At 61.7% G+C, this 15,203-nt stretch carries 13 protein-coding genes; 11 read left to right on the top strand and 2 right to left on the bottom strand.

Annotated features, from left to right (window positions below):
• Position 1 precedes the first annotated feature (1 nt).
• From tssM to AC0L2M_RS13985, 10 genes are all read left to right on the top strand, one after another.
• The gene (gene tssM, locus AC0L2M_RS14030) at positions 2-3,538 is read left to right on the top strand and encodes a type VI secretion system membrane subunit TssM (protein ID WP_287228715.1); all 3,537 of its coding nucleotides are present in this window, start codon (positions 2-4) and stop codon (positions 3,536-3,538) included.
• Positions 3,535-4,062 (top strand): type VI secretion system-associated protein TagF, encoded by a 528-nt coding sequence (gene tagF, locus AC0L2M_RS14025; RefSeq protein ID WP_287228712.1) that lies wholly within the window; start codon positions 3,535-3,537, stop codon positions 4,060-4,062. Before tssM ends, tagF begins: the two co-directional genes overlap by 4 nt.
• 35 nt (positions 4,063-4,097) lie before the next feature.
• Positions 4,098-5,081 carry a DUF2169 family type VI secretion system accessory protein gene (locus tag AC0L2M_RS14020; protein ID WP_473535156.1) on the top strand — a complete coding sequence of 328 codons (984 nt, stop codon included), beginning with the start codon at positions 4,098-4,100 and terminating at the stop codon, positions 5,079-5,081.
• Positions 5,082-5,092: 11 nt separating this feature from the next.
• On the top strand, positions 5,093-6,193 hold the full coding sequence (locus AC0L2M_RS14015) for a beta-ketoacyl synthase N-terminal-like domain-containing protein (RefSeq protein WP_287228708.1): 1,101 nt from the start codon (positions 5,093-5,095) through the stop codon (positions 6,191-6,193).
• Positions 6,190-6,582 (top strand): PAAR-like domain-containing protein, encoded by a 393-nt coding sequence (locus tag AC0L2M_RS14010; RefSeq protein WP_126040110.1) that lies wholly within the window; start codon positions 6,190-6,192, stop codon positions 6,580-6,582. The genes AC0L2M_RS14015 and AC0L2M_RS14010 overlap by 4 nt, the downstream gene beginning before the upstream one ends.
• Entirely contained in the window at positions 6,572-7,084 is a 513-nt protein-coding gene (locus AC0L2M_RS14005) for a hypothetical protein (RefSeq protein ID WP_287228706.1), read from the top strand. The genes AC0L2M_RS14010 and AC0L2M_RS14005 overlap by 11 nt, the downstream gene beginning before the upstream one ends.
• Before the next feature lie 136 nt (positions 7,085-7,220).
• Positions 7,221-7,580 (top strand): hypothetical protein, encoded by a 360-nt coding sequence (locus AC0L2M_RS14000; protein WP_287228705.1) that lies wholly within the window; start codon positions 7,221-7,223, stop codon positions 7,578-7,580.
• Positions 7,581-7,601: 21 nt separating this feature from the next.
• Positions 7,602-8,579, top strand: coding sequence for a hypothetical protein (locus AC0L2M_RS13995; RefSeq protein ID WP_287228704.1), 978 nt, complete (start codon positions 7,602-7,604; stop codon positions 8,577-8,579).
• A 68-nt stretch (positions 8,580-8,647) separates the two neighbouring features.
• Entirely contained in the window at positions 8,648-9,100 is a 453-nt protein-coding gene (locus tag AC0L2M_RS13990) for a DUF6484 domain-containing protein (protein WP_473535155.1), read from the top strand.
• An 8-nt stretch (positions 9,101-9,108) separates the two neighbouring features.
• Positions 9,109-10,341: a TIGR02270 family protein gene (locus tag AC0L2M_RS13985; protein WP_287228701.1), complete on the top strand. Its 1,233-nt coding sequence runs from the start codon at positions 9,109-9,111 to the stop codon at positions 10,339-10,341.
• A gap of 64 nt (positions 10,342-10,405) precedes the next feature.
• Here AC0L2M_RS13985 and AC0L2M_RS13980 read toward each other — a convergent pair whose 3' ends face one another.
• Positions 10,406-11,449: a HEAT repeat domain-containing protein gene (locus tag AC0L2M_RS13980; protein WP_287228697.1), complete on the bottom strand. Its 1,044-nt coding sequence runs from the start codon at positions 11,447-11,449 to the stop codon at positions 10,406-10,408.
• Between the two features lie 85 nt (positions 11,450-11,534).
• Positions 11,535-13,862, bottom strand: coding sequence for a type VI secretion system Vgr family protein (locus tag AC0L2M_RS13975; protein ID WP_473535154.1), 2,328 nt, complete (start codon positions 13,860-13,862; stop codon positions 11,535-11,537).
• A gap of 200 nt (positions 13,863-14,062) precedes the next feature.
• Between AC0L2M_RS13975 and tagH the strand changes: the two genes are divergently transcribed.
• A complete protein-coding gene (gene tagH, locus AC0L2M_RS13970) occupies positions 14,063-15,115 on the top strand; it encodes a type VI secretion system-associated FHA domain protein TagH (protein WP_473535153.1) in 1,053 nt (350 codons plus the stop codon).
• The last annotated feature ends 88 nt before the right edge of the window (positions 15,116-15,203 follow it).

Below are 15,203 nucleotides of genomic sequence, written 5' to 3'. Positions count from 1 at the left end.
GATGTTCATCCTGCGCTTCATCTGGGCGGTTCTGACATCGCGCTGGCTGTGGACGCTGATCGGCATCGCGCTGCTTTCTCTGGTTATCTGGGTGTTCGGCCCGATCGTCAGGGTCGGTGCTTACGAACCCTTCGCCTCGGAAAATGTCCGCATCGTCATCATTGCGCTGCTGGTCATCTTCTGGCTGATCTGGCTGATCGTCGCGCAGCGCCGGGCGATCCGGGCCAACCGCATGTTCGTCGCCGAAATCGCTGCGCCCGTGGTGGAAAAACCGCTGAGCCCCGGCGAAGAGAACGTCGCCGCCGTCGGCGCCAAGTTCGCCGAGGTTATGGTCGAATTGAAGCGCCGCAAGCTGGGCGGACGCAAGTTCCTGCGCGAGATGCCCTGGTACGTGATCGTCGGGCCGCCGGCCACCGGCAAGACCACGGCCTTGCGCCAGTCCGGCCTGAACTTTCCGATCGACCTCACCGACGATCTGCAGGGCGTTGGCGGCACCCGCAACTGCGACTGGTTTTTCTCCGAGAACGCGGTTCTGATCGACACGGCGGGCCGCTACGTGCAGCAGGAGAGCCAGCCGGACGTCGATGCGGCGGAATGGCTGGGCTTCCTCGACCTCTTGAAAAAGCATCGCGGCCGCCGGGCGCTGAACGGCGTGATCGTCGCGCTTTCGATCGATGCGCTTTCAGAGGGCGACGAAGCCATCAAGGCGCATGGCCGCAAGATCCGTCGGCGCCTGGCAGAGCTCAACGACCGGCTCGAAATCCGCCTTCCGGTCTATCTGATGCTGACCAAGGCCGATCTGATCAAGGGTTTCGAGGCTTTCTTCGGCGGCCTGTCGACGGCCTCGCGCGAGCAGGTCTGGGGCACGACCTTCGCGCTGGATGCGCGTGTCGACGCAAAGACCATAGAACGGGAAATTGCCACCCTTGCGACGCAACTCGAGCGGCGGCTGGTGCCGCGCCTGGAGGACGAGGACAAACTCGCCGCCCGCGCCGAGATTTTCAGGTTTCCCGCTCAGCTCACGAGCCTGTCCGAGCCGATCCAGGTGCTGGTCGAGGCGATGTTCGGCGAAAGCCGCTACGAGGAAGCCGCCTGGCTGCGCGGCCTCTATCTGACGTCGGCGACCCAGGAAGGGGCGCCCATCGACCGGCTGACCGCGGCGCTGTCGTCATCCTTCGGTCTTCCGCCGCGGCGCGCGATGCCGGCGCCGCGTGTTGAAAAACGCAGCTTTTTCCTGAAGAACCTGCTGACCGAGGTCATCTTCAGGGAAGCCGGCCTGGGGACGTTCGATCCGCTGGCGCAGCGCCGCCGCGCCTGGATCTGGCGTGGCGCCGCGGCCGCCTGTGCCGCCGCCGCCTTGTTGGCCGGTGCGATGTTCACCTGGTCCTACTATGACAACCGCAATGCGATCGCAGCGCAGGCGGGTCAGTTCGAAGCGCTGCAGGCGCCGCTGACCGCGGCAGCCGCGAGCCCGGCATCGGTGGAGCAGCCCGCCATCGACAGCGCGCTCTATGCGATGGCCGAGGTCGCAAACGCCCGTACCGCACCGCCGAGCAGCGCCCAGGACCTGCTCGGGCCGTCGGCGTCGGCAGAGCTGCTGCGGGCGCAGGCCGACACTTACGACCACGCTTTGCGCAACGTCCTCGAGCCGCACATGGTCGCCCTGCTCGAGGCGACCATGTGGCGGCAGATCCGCGATCCGGATTTCATGCTGGGGGCGCTGAAGACCTATCGCATGATGACCGGCCTGTCGCAGATGGACGCCGACTACGTCCAGAGCTGGTGGGTCAACGACTTGCCGGAATTCGCACCGGCGGCGCCGTTTCCGACCGCCGACGCGGAAGAGCACCAGCTTGCCGCGATCGGTCGCATGGCGGTCGACGACAGCTACATCGCCGCCGATCAGGCGCTGGTTGCCGAGGCGCTGAAAACGGTTTGCACGATTTCGCTGCCGGCGCGTGCCTACAGGCAGCTGCTGGCCGACCCGGCGGTGGCCGGCCTCAAGGAATGGATCCCGGCGAATTTCGCCGGTCCCAACGGCGCCAAGGTTTTTGCACGGCGTTCCGACAAAACGCTGCGCGTCGGCATTTCGGGCGCATTCACCTATTCCGGCTTCCACGATGCCATTCTCGACCGGATCGAGGATGTCGCCGCCCAGGCGGCGCTCGATCGGGCGGTGTTTGCCGGAGGCTGTTCGGAAAATTCCGAAACCTCGGTCTCGGCGCTGTCGGAGGATATTCTAAAGCTCTATTACGAAGACTACATCGCGCAATGGGACAGCATCCTGCGCGATATCAGGCTGGCGCCATTGGCCGACCTGAATGTCGCCAGCGAGAACCTAAAAGACCTTTCGAGCGCCGATTCCGCGCTGAAGCGCCTGCTTACGGCGGTGGTTCAGGAGACCGAACTGACCCGGTCCGATGAAGCGCCGGCCGACAACAAGGCGGCAGCCAAGGGCACCTCGAAACTGCTCGGCAAGCTGGGGAAGCTTGGAAAGATCGTGAAAACAGGCGCAAAACTGCTGCCGCGCGCAGGATCCGCCAACGAGGTGGACCTTACCGGCAACCTGGTTGCCGAACATTTCAAGCCGCTCAAGGGGGCGATCGCCGAGGTCGACGGCCAGCCGCCGGCACTCGACGCCGCGGTGGTGGCGCTGACCGCACTGTCGAACGTGCTGCAGACGGTCACGGCCAATCCCGACCCGCAGGACGCGATCAAGAAGCAGGGTGGGCTGGCCGAACTGACGGGAGCGGTCGCCAGGCAGGCGCAGATCCTGCCCGATCCGGTCGACGACTGGCTCGGCGGCATCGCCGGCGACACCAGCGGCCTGACACAGAAGGCGGTCACCTCGGAACTCAACGCCATCTGGCGCGCCGACATCCTGCCGTTCTGCCAGGCGGCGCTGAACGACCGCTATCCGTTCAGCCCTGAAAGCGCGGTCGACGTCAATGTCCGCGATTTCGCCCGCCTGTTCGGGCCGGCCGGGATGATCGACGCCTTCATCAACGACCATTTGATCAGCTATGTCGACACCGCCAGCCAGCCATGGAAATGGCGCGCCGATTTCGGCCTCGACGCGGCGGCCCTTGCGGCGTTCGAACAGGCCAGGCGGATCCGCGACGATCTGTTTCCAGGCGGTACCGGCCCGGTGATGAGTTTCACGCTGCAGCCGACGGACCTGTCGCCCAACGTGACGCGGGTGACGCTCAATCTCGATGGCCAGAACCTCGTCTACTACAACAACGCGACGCGGCCGCAGCCGATGACCTGGCCCGGCAAGGACGGCACCGGCGTCATCTCGCTGGCCTTCCAGCCGATCGACGGCTCGCCCGAAGTCATGTTGAACGAAACCGGCAGCTGGGCGTGGCTGAGGCTGCTGCGCAGCGGCCGCTTCACCGGCACCTCGCTGTCCGACGTCTACAGCCTGCGACTGGGCACGCAAGGTATGTACGCCGATTTCGAACTCAAGGCGGCAAGCGTCGAAAATCCCTACAATTTGCAGATGTTCAAGAAATTCTCATGTCCGGCGCAGATATGATCCTGCCCGGCTTTTACGGCAAAATGCCCGCCACCGGCGATTTCGTCACGCGGCGGCTGCCGGGGGATTTTGTGCGCATATGGGACCGCTGGCTGGCGCAGCACATCGTGCCTCTGATCGGCTCGGAAACCTGGCCGCGCACCACCGCGCTGCGCTTCCTGGCCGGTCCGGCTGCTTTCGGCGGATCGGCAGGCATTATTCTGCAGAGCGCCGACAGGGTCGGCAGGCAGTTCCCTCTCAGCGTCGTCGTTCAGCTTGCTGAAGCACCCGTTCGGCTGGCCGACGCCGATGCTTGGTTTGACGGGATTGAAGAGGCTGCCTTTGCTGCCCAGCGGGGCGAGCTGACGCCTGATGAACTGGACACTGCGTTGGCCGAACTGCCGGTGCCGCCCGTCGAGCCGGGGGCAGAGGTCATCAGCGACATGGTGATGTGGACTGACCGTTCAGACATGTTCGATGTTGACCCGCTATCGCCGCAAGCGACGCTGGAGCAGATCTTTGTGGCAAGCTGGGAGACCAGCTGATGTGGGCAATATCCAACGGTACAGGATTCCCGGCTATGGGAAGCTGGGTTCAGGACAAGGCCGCGAACAAGATCTGGCTGGTCTGCGTGAAGGCTACCTTCGACATACTGGCCGACGGAAGCACGCGGCCCTCGGGGGACCAGCTGCCACCGTTCATACAAGGGCAGCCTCTCGACGGCGATTATGCGAAAAGCCTGATCTATGAGGCCGATTTTTTCGGGGTAAAGCCGTGCACGGACGTGCTTGTCAACGGCACCGCCTGGTCACCGAACGGCAAGCCGACCACAGAGCTCGATGTAGGATTCCAGGTTGGTCCGGTTCAAAAGCGCCTGAGCGTATTCGGCAATCGCTGGTGGACGGTGAACCTTGCCGGACGACGTGTCATCGCGAGCCCCGACCCGTTTCTCAAGATGCCGATCCGGTATGAAGCCGCATTCGGCGGCTGGGATCGCACTGCCAACAATCCGAAGGATCATCGCCTGGACGCGAGGAATCCGGTCGGGCAGGGCTTCATCTCCAACCCGAATGGCTGTCTCGGGCGGCCGCTTCCCAATATCGAAGATCCGGCAAGCCTGGTTTCTTCCGTCGCCAGCCGCCCCGCGCCGGCCGGCTTCAATGCCCTGGCCTGTCATTGGTCGCCGCGCCGGGAACTCTCAGGCACCTATGACGAGGCCTGGCAGAAGTCGCGCTTCCCGCTTTGGGCGGAAGATCTCGACTCTCACTACTATTGCTGCGCGCCGCGGGATCAACAGATCGCCGGCTATCTGCGCGGCGGCGAGCCGGTACAGCTCATCAATCTCTCGCCGAACGGCCCGATACGATTCCATCTGCCGCGACTGGTGTTTGGCTTCACGACGCGTATCAAGCGCGAGACGATTCACACCCGGGGCACGCTGGCGACGGTGATCGTCGAGCCGGACGTGCCGCGGGTGATTATGGTCTGGCAAAGCTCGCTCGTGTGTAATCGGGATATCGACTATCTCGATCAGACCATCGTACGCTTGAAAAAGCTCATCTGATTGGGGGGAGTATGTCGGCTACTGGCACTGCGTTCTATATCCCCAAGGCGACGATCTGCCTGGCCGGCATTGCAGCGCGAACCCCGGTAGGCCTACGCCCCGAAAGCGCTGCGGCAGCGGTACGGGCGGGAATATCGGCAATTTCCGAGCATCCCTTCCTCATCGACCGGGACGGCGAGCCCATTCGCTTGGCGCAGGATGCGCTCATGGGCTCTGATGTGCCGCTGGCGGAGCGCATGAGGGAACTGCTGCTTTCTATGCTGCTGCAACTACCGCAGGCTGCAGCGCTGTCGACCAGCGGCCTGAGAACGCTGCTGGTCATCTGTACGCCGGAGCCGCGGCCGGGGCTGCCGGATGGCATCGCCGAACTGCTGGGCCGTGCCGCTATTGAACGCTTCGGTCCGGCGAACCTGCGCGTGCAATCCCTGGCCCACGGACATGCTGCCGGAATCTTTGCGTTCGGTATCGCCGCCAAGGCGATCGATGAAGGCAAGACGGATCTGGCGGTGGTGGCAGGCGTGGACTCCTATCACGACCATCAAACGCTGGATTGGATGGATCAAACGGGGCGACTCAAATCCGAGGTGAACCGAGACGGCTTCTTCCCAGGAGAGGCGGCGGGCGCGTGTCTGCTGGCACGTCGCAATCTGATATCAGAGCTGGGCCTGGGGGCCTTAGCGCGGCTGAGCGCCGTCAGCACTGCGCCCGAGCGGATCAGCATCAAGCGACACGGGGAGGAGGAGGTTTGTGTGGGCGAAGGGCTGAGTTCCGCCTTCCTCGGACTCGGGCCGATCATTGACGCAGACCGGCGCAAAATCACCGACACCTACTGCGATCTCAATGGACAGCGTTACCGCAGCGAGGAGTTGGTCTACACAATCCTGCGAGTTCAGCATCTTTCAGCTGAGGCAACTCACTATTTGCATCCGGCCGACTGCTGGGGCGATGTCGGCGCGGCGTCAGGACCGCTGTTTGCGGCGCTGGCCCACGCCGCTTCCAGCAAGGGCTACAGTCACGGTTCGCGAGCGGCGCTCTGGGCCGGTTCCGAAGGCGGCCAGCGCGCGGTGACGCTGCTGGACTTCCCTGACAATCCGCTAAGAAAGGCCGCATGATGGTTTCCGTTGGGGTCAATCCGCCCAAAACGCCGGTGACCGAGGGCAGCATAGACATGGCGCCGGCGGACGTGCCCAATGTATGTAAGATGCCGGGACCGCCGGCTCCGTTCGTGCCCGTTCCGCTGCCGAATTTTGGACGTTCCGCCGATAGGCTGTCGGATGCCACCTCGACGGTCAAAATCGAGGGGAAGAAGATAGCCATCAAGGGCAGCTACTACATGAGCGCGCCGTCGCCCGATGTGGCGAGCCAGGGCACCGGCGGTGGCGTAGTATCGTCGGCTACGCAAGGAAAGACCGAGTTCGTTGCGCCCGGCTCGATGGACGTGAAGGCAGAAGGCAAGAACATTCAACTGCTCGGCGATCAGATGACAAACAATGGGAGCTAAGAACTCCGCCACCTCGACCGGAAACAAGCAAGCTCCGGACAACAAGCCGATGCACAAATGCGGCGAGTGTAAAAGCTATGGCAGTCTCAAGAACAGCGGAAAGGCAAGCCGCGCCGACGGATCCAGGGTCTGGGAACGCGACCATATCCCCGCCAAGGCCACGCTTTTCAAGCGCGCGAAGGTCATGTTCAATACGATGTCCGCAGATGTCTACGAATGCGCAAAGGGAAAGATCGAATCCCGCGGCATGGCGATCGTGATCCCTCGCAAGTCACATCGCAAATTCAGCAAAACCTGCGGCAGCAAGAACACAAAGAAGCAGATCAGACAGGATGCGAAATCGAAGGATAGTATGACCGCTGCTGTTAACCGAGATACGAAAGCGCTGCAGGACCACCTCAACGACACCGATTGCGGTCCGGCCTACGCAGATGCGGTCAAGGAACTCAAGAAATTCGATTTCGATCAGATGATCAGAGATGCTGTAGAAGAGTGCAAGTAGTCACAAAATGTAACAAGGTGGACCTCCAATGACTCAGCTAAGTTACAAGGATTGGCTCGATCTTTTCGGTCGCACGGCCGAAGACCCCGCGGTGAAAGCTTTGCTGCGATCGGCCGGGGTCACCAAGAGGCTCGTAATGCCTCGCGACGAATTGGATCTTCTCGTCGACATCCAGGGCATGACCGTGAACTTCCAGGACGCAGAACTCTTTGAAGACCTGCCTCCGGTCGGGTCAGGCAATTGCGTTCTTACCGGGGTGGTTCTCCGCCTCGAGAAGAACAAGGCCTCCACCTACGTGGGGCCGTTGCCTTACGACATAAGAAGAGATTCTTCTCAGTCTGATCTGCGTGCCCGGTTTGGCAAACCAAGCGAGTCGGAAGGCGACATCGGGTGGGATCGCTGGATCGTTGCGGACAATCTTACGCTGACCGCCCAGTATACCGGCGACAGGTCCTCGATCGAGGCCTTGATGCTAAGCCTGCCGGAACCCGACTAGCCGCGATTGCGATCGACATTCATGGATTTCAGCAGATCAGTTGCCCTTCTTGGTCGGCCATCGACGGATCCCGACGTGCAGGCGCTACTTGCAAGCCTGAACATCATTCGTCAGCCCTCGATGGACATCGACGAAACTGACGAGGACCCGGTTCTTTCGGCCGAGGATTGGCTGATCAATCGACAGCTCGGCATTGAACTCGGGTTCGAAGCGCGCGCGCATCTGCTCGGCGACGATGATTTCGATCCCTACAGTGAACCCATGCTGCTGTCGCAGGTGTACTTCTATCGCGAGCATGATGAGGTGGAACCATATCGAGGGCGACTGCCCTTCAACATCGGGCTCGATGAGACCCGGGACGCAGTGCGGGCGAAACTCGCAGCCTACGAATCGACCAGGCGATCCTATCTGCGCGATACCTGGGAGATGCCAGAGTGCCGGTTGACCGTCAGCTACGTCGACAACGGCGCGCGGATCGGGTTCGTGCTGTGCCTGATGCGCCCACCCATCATGGCCGCTGATGTGGACGATGCCGCCTTGGTCCCCACGATCGACCAGATCGAGCGGGTAATGGGCAAGCCGCTAGCCGATCCGGAGGTCCGGTTGACCTTCGCGCCGTTACGTCTGGACCAGAATCTGGAAGAAGACGAAACCGGATCGGTTGCCAGTTTCACCAGGCATATCGGGATCGAATTGCGATTTCGCTATATAGATGGAGGTCGCGACCAGATGCTGGCAAACGTTCTGTTTTATCGCGAGCACGAGGCAGAGGGCGCACGTTGGCCCGGGCAGCTTCCGAAAGGGCTTTCGCTCGACGACTCACCTGAACAGATGATGCAAAAGATCGGTCGCCCGCCAGACCATTTGCTGGATGAGGAATTCGAGGGTTACGCAACCTGGCACTTCATAGAATATTCGCTCCAAGTGAAATACAGCACAATGGAAAATTACATCCTTTGTGTGCAAATGGCGGCGGTCGATGCCTCTCTGGCTGCGTGAGCCTTACAGAGTTGCTTCGTCTTCCATGCGCGACTATGCTTCGAACGGTTACGAAAAGGGGTATGCAAGTGAATGATCGCCCCGACTTCTCGCACGCAGGCAGCAACCTCAGCAACGGCCTCGTTATCGGCACCTTCGTGGGACGCGACAGGTCAGGCGACCCGATTGTCTCGGTCCCTCACGGAATCGAAAGCAGGCTGGTTTCTGCGCGCGCGGCCACCACGCTGGAGGCTTCGGATTTCGGGAGTGATGTGGTGGTGATGTTCGACAGTGGCGACCCAGACCGCGCGATCATTCTGGGCCGCCTGCTGCGTCCTCAGCCGGTTGCCGCCAAGGACGTCGCCGTGACCCTGGACGGCGAGCGCCTGGAGCTTTCCGCTGAACGCGAGATAATTCTTCGTTGCGGCAAGGCCAGCATCACGCTGACCCGCACAGGCAAGATCATCTTGCGAGGAACCTATATTCTCAGCCGCTCGTCCGGCCCCAACAAGATCAAAGGTGGCTCGATCCAGCTTAACTAGGGCCTCGGATGTCGCGCCGCGTTATCGAGCATATCGTCGAACAACATGCCGAAGACGCGGCCTTCCTTTGGCTGCAGCGTGACAGGGCGGTCGATGCTCCCGATCAGTACCTCAAGAATTTGAGCAGACTGGACGACCGGCTGGAGGCACATATCGACGGTCTTCGTGTTTCGGGCGAGTGGGGCTGGCAGGTAGCCGAGACGGCCTTCGACCAGTATCAGGAGCCGGGCGAGACTTTCGTGGCTGCCGTCCTTGCCTTCGAGAGCCTGTCCGAGAACAGGATTGGCTACGTTCTAAATCTCGCCGAGGCATCTCCAGATTTGTTCCGAGCCACAGTATCGGCCCTGGGTTGGGTCGAGCCGTATCGAATTCAAGAATGGGTACGCTCCCTTTTGGAGGATCCGCGCCCCATCCGGCGCCTGCTTGGTTTGGCCGCGTGTTCGGTCCGGCGGATCGACCCCGCGATGCGCCTTTCAGAGTTGCTGAACGATACCCCGGCGGTGCGCGCCAGAGCCTTGCGCCTGGCCGGGGAAGTTGGGCGCGTCGATCTGCTCTCCGACATCAAGGCGGCGCTTAATGACCCGCACGAAACTTGTCGATTTTGGGCCGCATGGTCCTGCGTGCTGCTGGGAGACAGGCATGAGGCGCTGGAAATCTTGCGGATGCACGCCAGCCTCGACGGGATTGGTTGGAAGGGCGTGCAACTTCTGTTGCGAGCCGCAGATCATCAAAGAGCCGTGCAATGGCTGCTTAGTCTGCGTGGGGATCGTTCGAAGGAACGTCTGATTGCTGCCGGGGCGGGCACCCTGGGGGACCCCATCTTCGTGCCGTGGCTGACCACACGCATGCGCGACCCGAAGCTCGCACGGCTGGCCGGCGAAAGTTTTGAGACCATAACCGGAATGTCAATCGAGCGCGAAGGGATGCATATCAAGCCGCCGGCTGACGTGGATTTCGAGAATGCGTCGCCAGCCGACTATTTCGCTCGCGACGAGGATCTGGTCTGGCCCGATGTCAGCAAGATTCGCGAATGGTGGCGACGCAACCAGACGGACTTCAGTCAGGGTAAAAGGTATCTGCAGGGCAAGCCTCTGGCGGCGGCGAGTCTGGCGGAGGTCTTTGCAAACGGGACGCTGCGTCAGAGGCGATGCGCTGCTCTTGACTTGGCGTTAAGTGCGCCGGACGCCCCATTGGCCAACAGCTCGGCACGTTCGCTCAAGCGGCTCGCGCCAGCTGGCTGAGACTCGACAGTGGTCCTGTGATCCGAGCGGCCCGCCTGGCGCCCCGCTCATTCATTCATTCCGACTATTTGATGTGTCCTTGGCGCTGTCCCCATTCCAGGACCTTGCCGGCAAGGGGGACACTTACGGCCTGATCACCAAAATATTCCTCGAAGCGAAGCCCTGCCGCGCCAGGGTCATTCGTAAAGAGATCGCTCTCCTGCCGCGCCTCGGGAAACAGTTCAAGAAACGACGCACCCGCGGTCACGGCAAGGGCGGGATTGCCCATCTGTTCAATCAACCACGGCAGGATCGATCGATCGCCCAGCATGCCCGCCGCTCTCACCCCGAGGGAGGCGCTCTGCGGCGAGGTATACAGCGAGCCTATCCAGCTTCGCGCTTCCTTCATCGGCGTCGCCTTCACCGCAGCTCGAAGCGCGCTCAGCGCGTTGTCGTCGCCCTGCACTGCTACCCTCCTCAGTTCAGGAACAGCGAAGTCGCCCGAGCCAAGTTCGCTCAAAGCCCAGGCCGCCCAGAAACGCACCTGCTGGTCCTCATCGGCACCCGCGTTCCTGACTTCGCCCGTCAGATCGGTGCGACCGAGCTTCGCGACCAGCCGAAGGGTCGCCGCACGTACTGACGTGTCGGGATCGCGCAATCGCAACGACAGCATCTGTTTTGGATCGACGCGGTGTTCGACGCAGGCCGACACGCCCAGGAACCGCTTGAACGGGTCACGCGCGTCATCAATCCACGCTCGCACCCATGGCGCAATTACGCGAGGCGCATGCCATGCCAGCGCGCCGAGCAGGCCCCCTGGGCCGTCGATCGCGGTGCGACCCATTTCAACTGCCTGCGCAACATAATCGGCACTCTCGAATTCGAGAGCCGTCCAAGACACGACGAAGAGTTCACCCTTGCCGGGCGATGCCTGATGGAGGGCGAGGACACAGGGCCAAGCCGCCCGGCTGGCGACCCTTATGCCATCGAGGCTTATTTCCAATCTGTCGTCTATGGCCGCCACGGCGTCCAGATCTGGAGGATCGTCAAGGGCTAGACTGTCCCTTTGTGCCCACAACGATGCCGCCTGCTCAGCATGCTGCCCTACAATATTCTCTAGGATGATCATTTGGGCAAAGCAGCCGTTCTCTCCCGGTACGCGATGTTGTTAAGGCGCTACCCCGCCATCAGTGAACTGACAACAAGGCTTTCCTCTAGTTTTCGTGGATTTTGGAACCCTTCATGGTGATGTCGCTCGATGCCTTGATATTGATCTTCCCGGATCCGTTGACGGTAATGTCTTTGCCCTTGATGATGATGTTTCCGTCCTTCTTCATGGTGATCGAGGCACTCCCACACGTCAGCGAAATCGAATCCCCGGCGTCGATCGCAAAGTTCTTGCCGATCTTGAAACTGCCGTCGTTGGCAACATCCACGGCACTGGCCTTGCCGACCTTCAGGGTGTGCCCGCCGCCGATGTCGGTGGCGTCATCGGCGCCGATTTTGGCCGATCTGGCCTTGCCGATCTGCGATACGTGGGCGCCGCCGACGTCGAAGCTTTGGTCAGCACTGACCTTTACGGTTTGGCTGGCCCCGACTTTCCAGGTATCGGAGGCACCGATCTCATGACTCTGACCGAGACCCACGCTGACCGAGCGGGTCGCCCCGATGGTGTTCATCTGAACCGCCCCAACGGTTCGGGTTTCGGCAGCACCCACAGAATCAATTCGCGCCGCGCCCACCGTGATCGTCTGCACAAGCGCCACAGTCTGCGTATGGTTGGCCCCGATTGTCTCGGTGGAGTTTGACCCAACATTGATCGTCTCGTTCGACCCCACCGTCAGCGAACGGTTCACTCCCACCGTCTCGGTGTCGTTGTTGCCGATATCCGTGGTCTGGTCGACGCCGACCTTGACCGTCTTGTTGTTGCCGACGTCCTCGTCGAGGTTGTGGCCGACGGAGTGCTTGGCGTCGTGGTCGATGCGGTCGGACTGGTCGTGCTGCACCAGCTTGGTGCGGTCGTTCTTGATCAGAAGGTTGTGATCCTTCTGCGCCTGGAAATTGACCAGTTCGGAGCCGGCCTTGTCCTCGAACATCAGCTCGTTGTAACCGCCGCCGCCTTTCGAAGAGTCGGATTTCCAACCGGATTGCGTGGCGTTGCCCGGCAGTCCGTATGGCGGCATCTGCGAGGCGTTGTAGACGCGGCCGGTGATGATCGGCAGATCCGGGTCGCCTTCGATGAAGTCGACGATCACCTCCTGGCCGATGCGCGGTATCTGGATGAAACCCCAGCCGCTGCCGGCCCAGGTCTGCGACACCCGCACGAAGCAGGAGCTGTTCTGGTCCTTCTTGCCGAGACGGTCCCAGTGGAACTGGACTTTTACCCGGGCATATTTATCGGTGAATATTTCCTCGCCGGATGGGCCGACCACCGTCGCCGTCTGCGGGCCGCGCATGATCGGCCGTGTCGTGACCCGCGGCGGGCGATAGGCCAAGGCGGTCGGCGCCACGCCGAGGATCACCTTGAAGTTCTCGCTTTCGACGTCGGCAAGGGCTCTGTAGCCCGGATCGAACAGCCTGTATTCGGCGCTGACCACCAGATATTCCTGGTTCTGGTCTTCCCTTGGGAAGCCGTCCAGCTTGAAGGTGCAGCCGGAATACAGGCCGCGCACGGTGCCGACTGCAGCGATGCGCTGGTGCACGGCCTGGATTTCCTCGCGCCGTATCGCGGCCAGGCTGTCGCCGCGGCCGACGTCGAGATGCGCGCCCGGCTGGCGGTAGTTCTCGCCCGCGGCCAGCTTGTGACTGAACGGCTGGGCGGATTTGGCCATCAGGTCGGCGCCCGGCTTCTCGAAATCATAGTCGGTATGGACATAGGCGCCCGGCCGCACCGAGCTGCCCGGAATCCATTCCGTGATGTATTCGACATCGCGCCGGGAGCCCTGCCCTTCAAAGTGATAGGGCACCTTTTCATAGCCCGGCGCCGGCTTGAGCTTGTTCATGGCATCGGCGAGCACAAGCGTGTGCTTGCCCTCGTCATGCTCGAAGAAATACAGGATGCCTTCGTGCTCGAGCAGCCGCTGCACGAAATCGAGATCGGTCTCGTCATACTGGACGCAGTACTCACGCGGCGGATAAGACCCTTGCAGGCGCTTCTCGAATTTTGCCGTGCTGTATTTCGAGAAAACCTCCTCGACGATTTCGATGACGCTCATGTTCTGGAAAATACGGCAATCGGTGGTATTGCCAAGAAACCAGAGCCATGGCCTGATGACGGCTTCGTAGTAAGCCAGGCGGTCCTCGATCCGGGCCAGCCGAAACTCGGAGACAAGGCCGCTGAACCAGCGTTTGGGATCGGATTCACCTTCGATCGAAACCGCACCGCCCAGCATCTTCAGCGGATCGACGTCGGGGCTGTTGCTTACGAACCCGACCGTATAGGCCAAACAACGACTGATCTCATCGCGCCCGACAAGATGCGTGAAGGTCAACAGGTCAGCGCCAACCGGCGTCTGCACAACCGTGGCACGTTCGTTCGGCATGGGTCGTGCCCCCTCCCGCCGCTCGTTTCTGCCTGAGCCTAGCACATGTCTTGCACCGACCAAAGGGGACCCTTGGCGGCTGCAGCCTGGTCGCCTGTCGAATCATCGACTTGAACGCTTCTGTGCCGCCGCGCTCAGAAATTGCTGGTATAATGGGGTGTCCTGGGCGAGTTTCCCGACAGGATCGACGGCGATTTTGAATGTTCATCAGGCTGCAGATCAACAATGTCGTCTCCCTGCCCGCCGGTCTGTCGACTGGCTACTCCGCTCGTGATCGCAGCTTTGAAATCGGCCGCGAGGCCTGTGACTGGACCTTGCCCGACCCCGACAAGTTCATCTCCGCCCGACACTGCGAAGTGCGTTACCAGGGAGGCGCGTTCTGGCTGCACGACATCTCGCGCAACGGCACATTCATCAACGGATCGACCCAGCGCATGGCCGGCCCTCACCGGCTCGGTCAAGGCGACCGGTTGCTGATCGGCCGCTATGTCGTCCTGGTTTCGATTGATGACGAGCGCGCCGCGACAAGTGATCCTCGAAGCAGCCACGGTTCGACGCAGCGACAAATGCCTGTCGCAACCGGCGGGCCGCAGAATTTCGCAGACCAGGCTTTCTTCGAGCCGGTGGAGCAACGGCCCGGGCAGAGAGCACCGGTGGCTTCGCCGCCCGCGCCTCTCGCTACGACCAGAGACGAGGTGCTGCGGGACATCGCGATCGCAGCCGGCATCGCGCCGGAACTGCTTCAATCGCGTGATCCGCATGAAGTGGGCGCCGAAATCGGCGCGGTGCTGCGGACGGTTGTCGAGGAGCTGGCCCAGCTGCTGAAGGCTCGTGCGGCTGCGAAAATACTGGCCAAGAGCACGCACCGGACGATGATCAGCGCTGCCGACAACAATCCCCTAAAGTTCGTCCCGGGAACCGACGACATCCTCGAAATCATGTTTGCGCGGCGCAGATCCGGCTACCTTGATGCCAGGCACAGTGTCGAAGACGCGTTCCGCGATCTCAAGACGCACGAATTTGCCACCTATGCAGCCATGCAAGCTGCGCTCTCCCGGCTGCTTGACGATTTGTCGCCTGAGGCGATCAGCAAAAAACTCCCACCGACGTCGTTCACATCGAAGAAGGGCCTGGCCTGGGACGCCTTCGTCGCCAAATGGCGGACCATGGAGGAAGCACACGAAAACGGAATGCTGGACATATTCCTGGCCTATTTCAGCGAAGCCTATGCCAAAGCCGACAAGCAAAAGTAGACCGGGAGCACTGAACCTGGCAGGTGCCCCGAAAATCGGATCGGTTGCTGCGCTTAGCTTCGGCTGCGGAGCGGATCACGTACCAGGT

It is taken from the genome of Mesorhizobium sp. WSM4806 (assembly GCF_055811635.1).
Note: the sequence above shows the minus strand (reverse complement) of the source record. Positions and strands in the feature narration are given on the sequence as shown.

What these genes read in the sequence shown, in the direction of transcription:
- tssM (WP_287228715.1), top strand. Translation starts at nt 2, where the DNA reads ATGTTCATCCTGCGCTTCATCTGGGCGGTTCTGACATCGCGCTGGCTG.
- tagF (WP_287228712.1), top strand. Translation starts at nt 3,535, where the DNA reads ATGATCCTGCCCGGCTTTTACGGCAAAATGCCCGCCACCGGCGATTTC.
- AC0L2M_RS14020 (WP_473535156.1), top strand. Translation starts at nt 4,098, where the DNA reads ATGGGAAGCTGGGTTCAGGACAAGGCCGCGAACAAGATCTGGCTGGTC.
- AC0L2M_RS14015 (WP_287228708.1), top strand. Translation starts at nt 5,093, where the DNA reads ATGTCGGCTACTGGCACTGCGTTCTATATCCCCAAGGCGACGATCTGC.
- AC0L2M_RS14010 (WP_126040110.1), top strand. Translation starts at nt 6,190, where the DNA reads ATGATGGTTTCCGTTGGGGTCAATCCGCCCAAAACGCCGGTGACCGAG.
- AC0L2M_RS14005 (WP_287228706.1), top strand. Translation starts at nt 6,572, where the DNA reads ATGGGAGCTAAGAACTCCGCCACCTCGACCGGAAACAAGCAAGCTCCG.
- AC0L2M_RS14000 (WP_287228705.1), top strand. Translation starts at nt 7,221, where the DNA reads ATGCCTCGCGACGAATTGGATCTTCTCGTCGACATCCAGGGCATGACC.
- AC0L2M_RS13995 (WP_287228704.1), top strand. Translation starts at nt 7,602, where the DNA reads ATGGATTTCAGCAGATCAGTTGCCCTTCTTGGTCGGCCATCGACGGAT.
- AC0L2M_RS13985 (WP_287228701.1), top strand. Translation starts at nt 9,109, where the DNA reads ATGTCGCGCCGCGTTATCGAGCATATCGTCGAACAACATGCCGAAGAC.
- AC0L2M_RS13980 (WP_287228697.1), bottom strand. Translation starts at nt 11,449, where the DNA reads ATGATCATCCTAGAGAATATTGTAGGGCAGCATGCTGAGCAGGCGGCA.
- AC0L2M_RS13975 (WP_473535154.1), bottom strand. Translation starts at nt 13,862, where the DNA reads ATGCCGAACGAACGTGCCACGGTTGTGCAGACGCCGGTTGGCGCTGAC.
- tagH (WP_473535153.1), top strand. Translation starts at nt 14,063, where the DNA reads ATGTTCATCAGGCTGCAGATCAACAATGTCGTCTCCCTGCCCGCCGGT.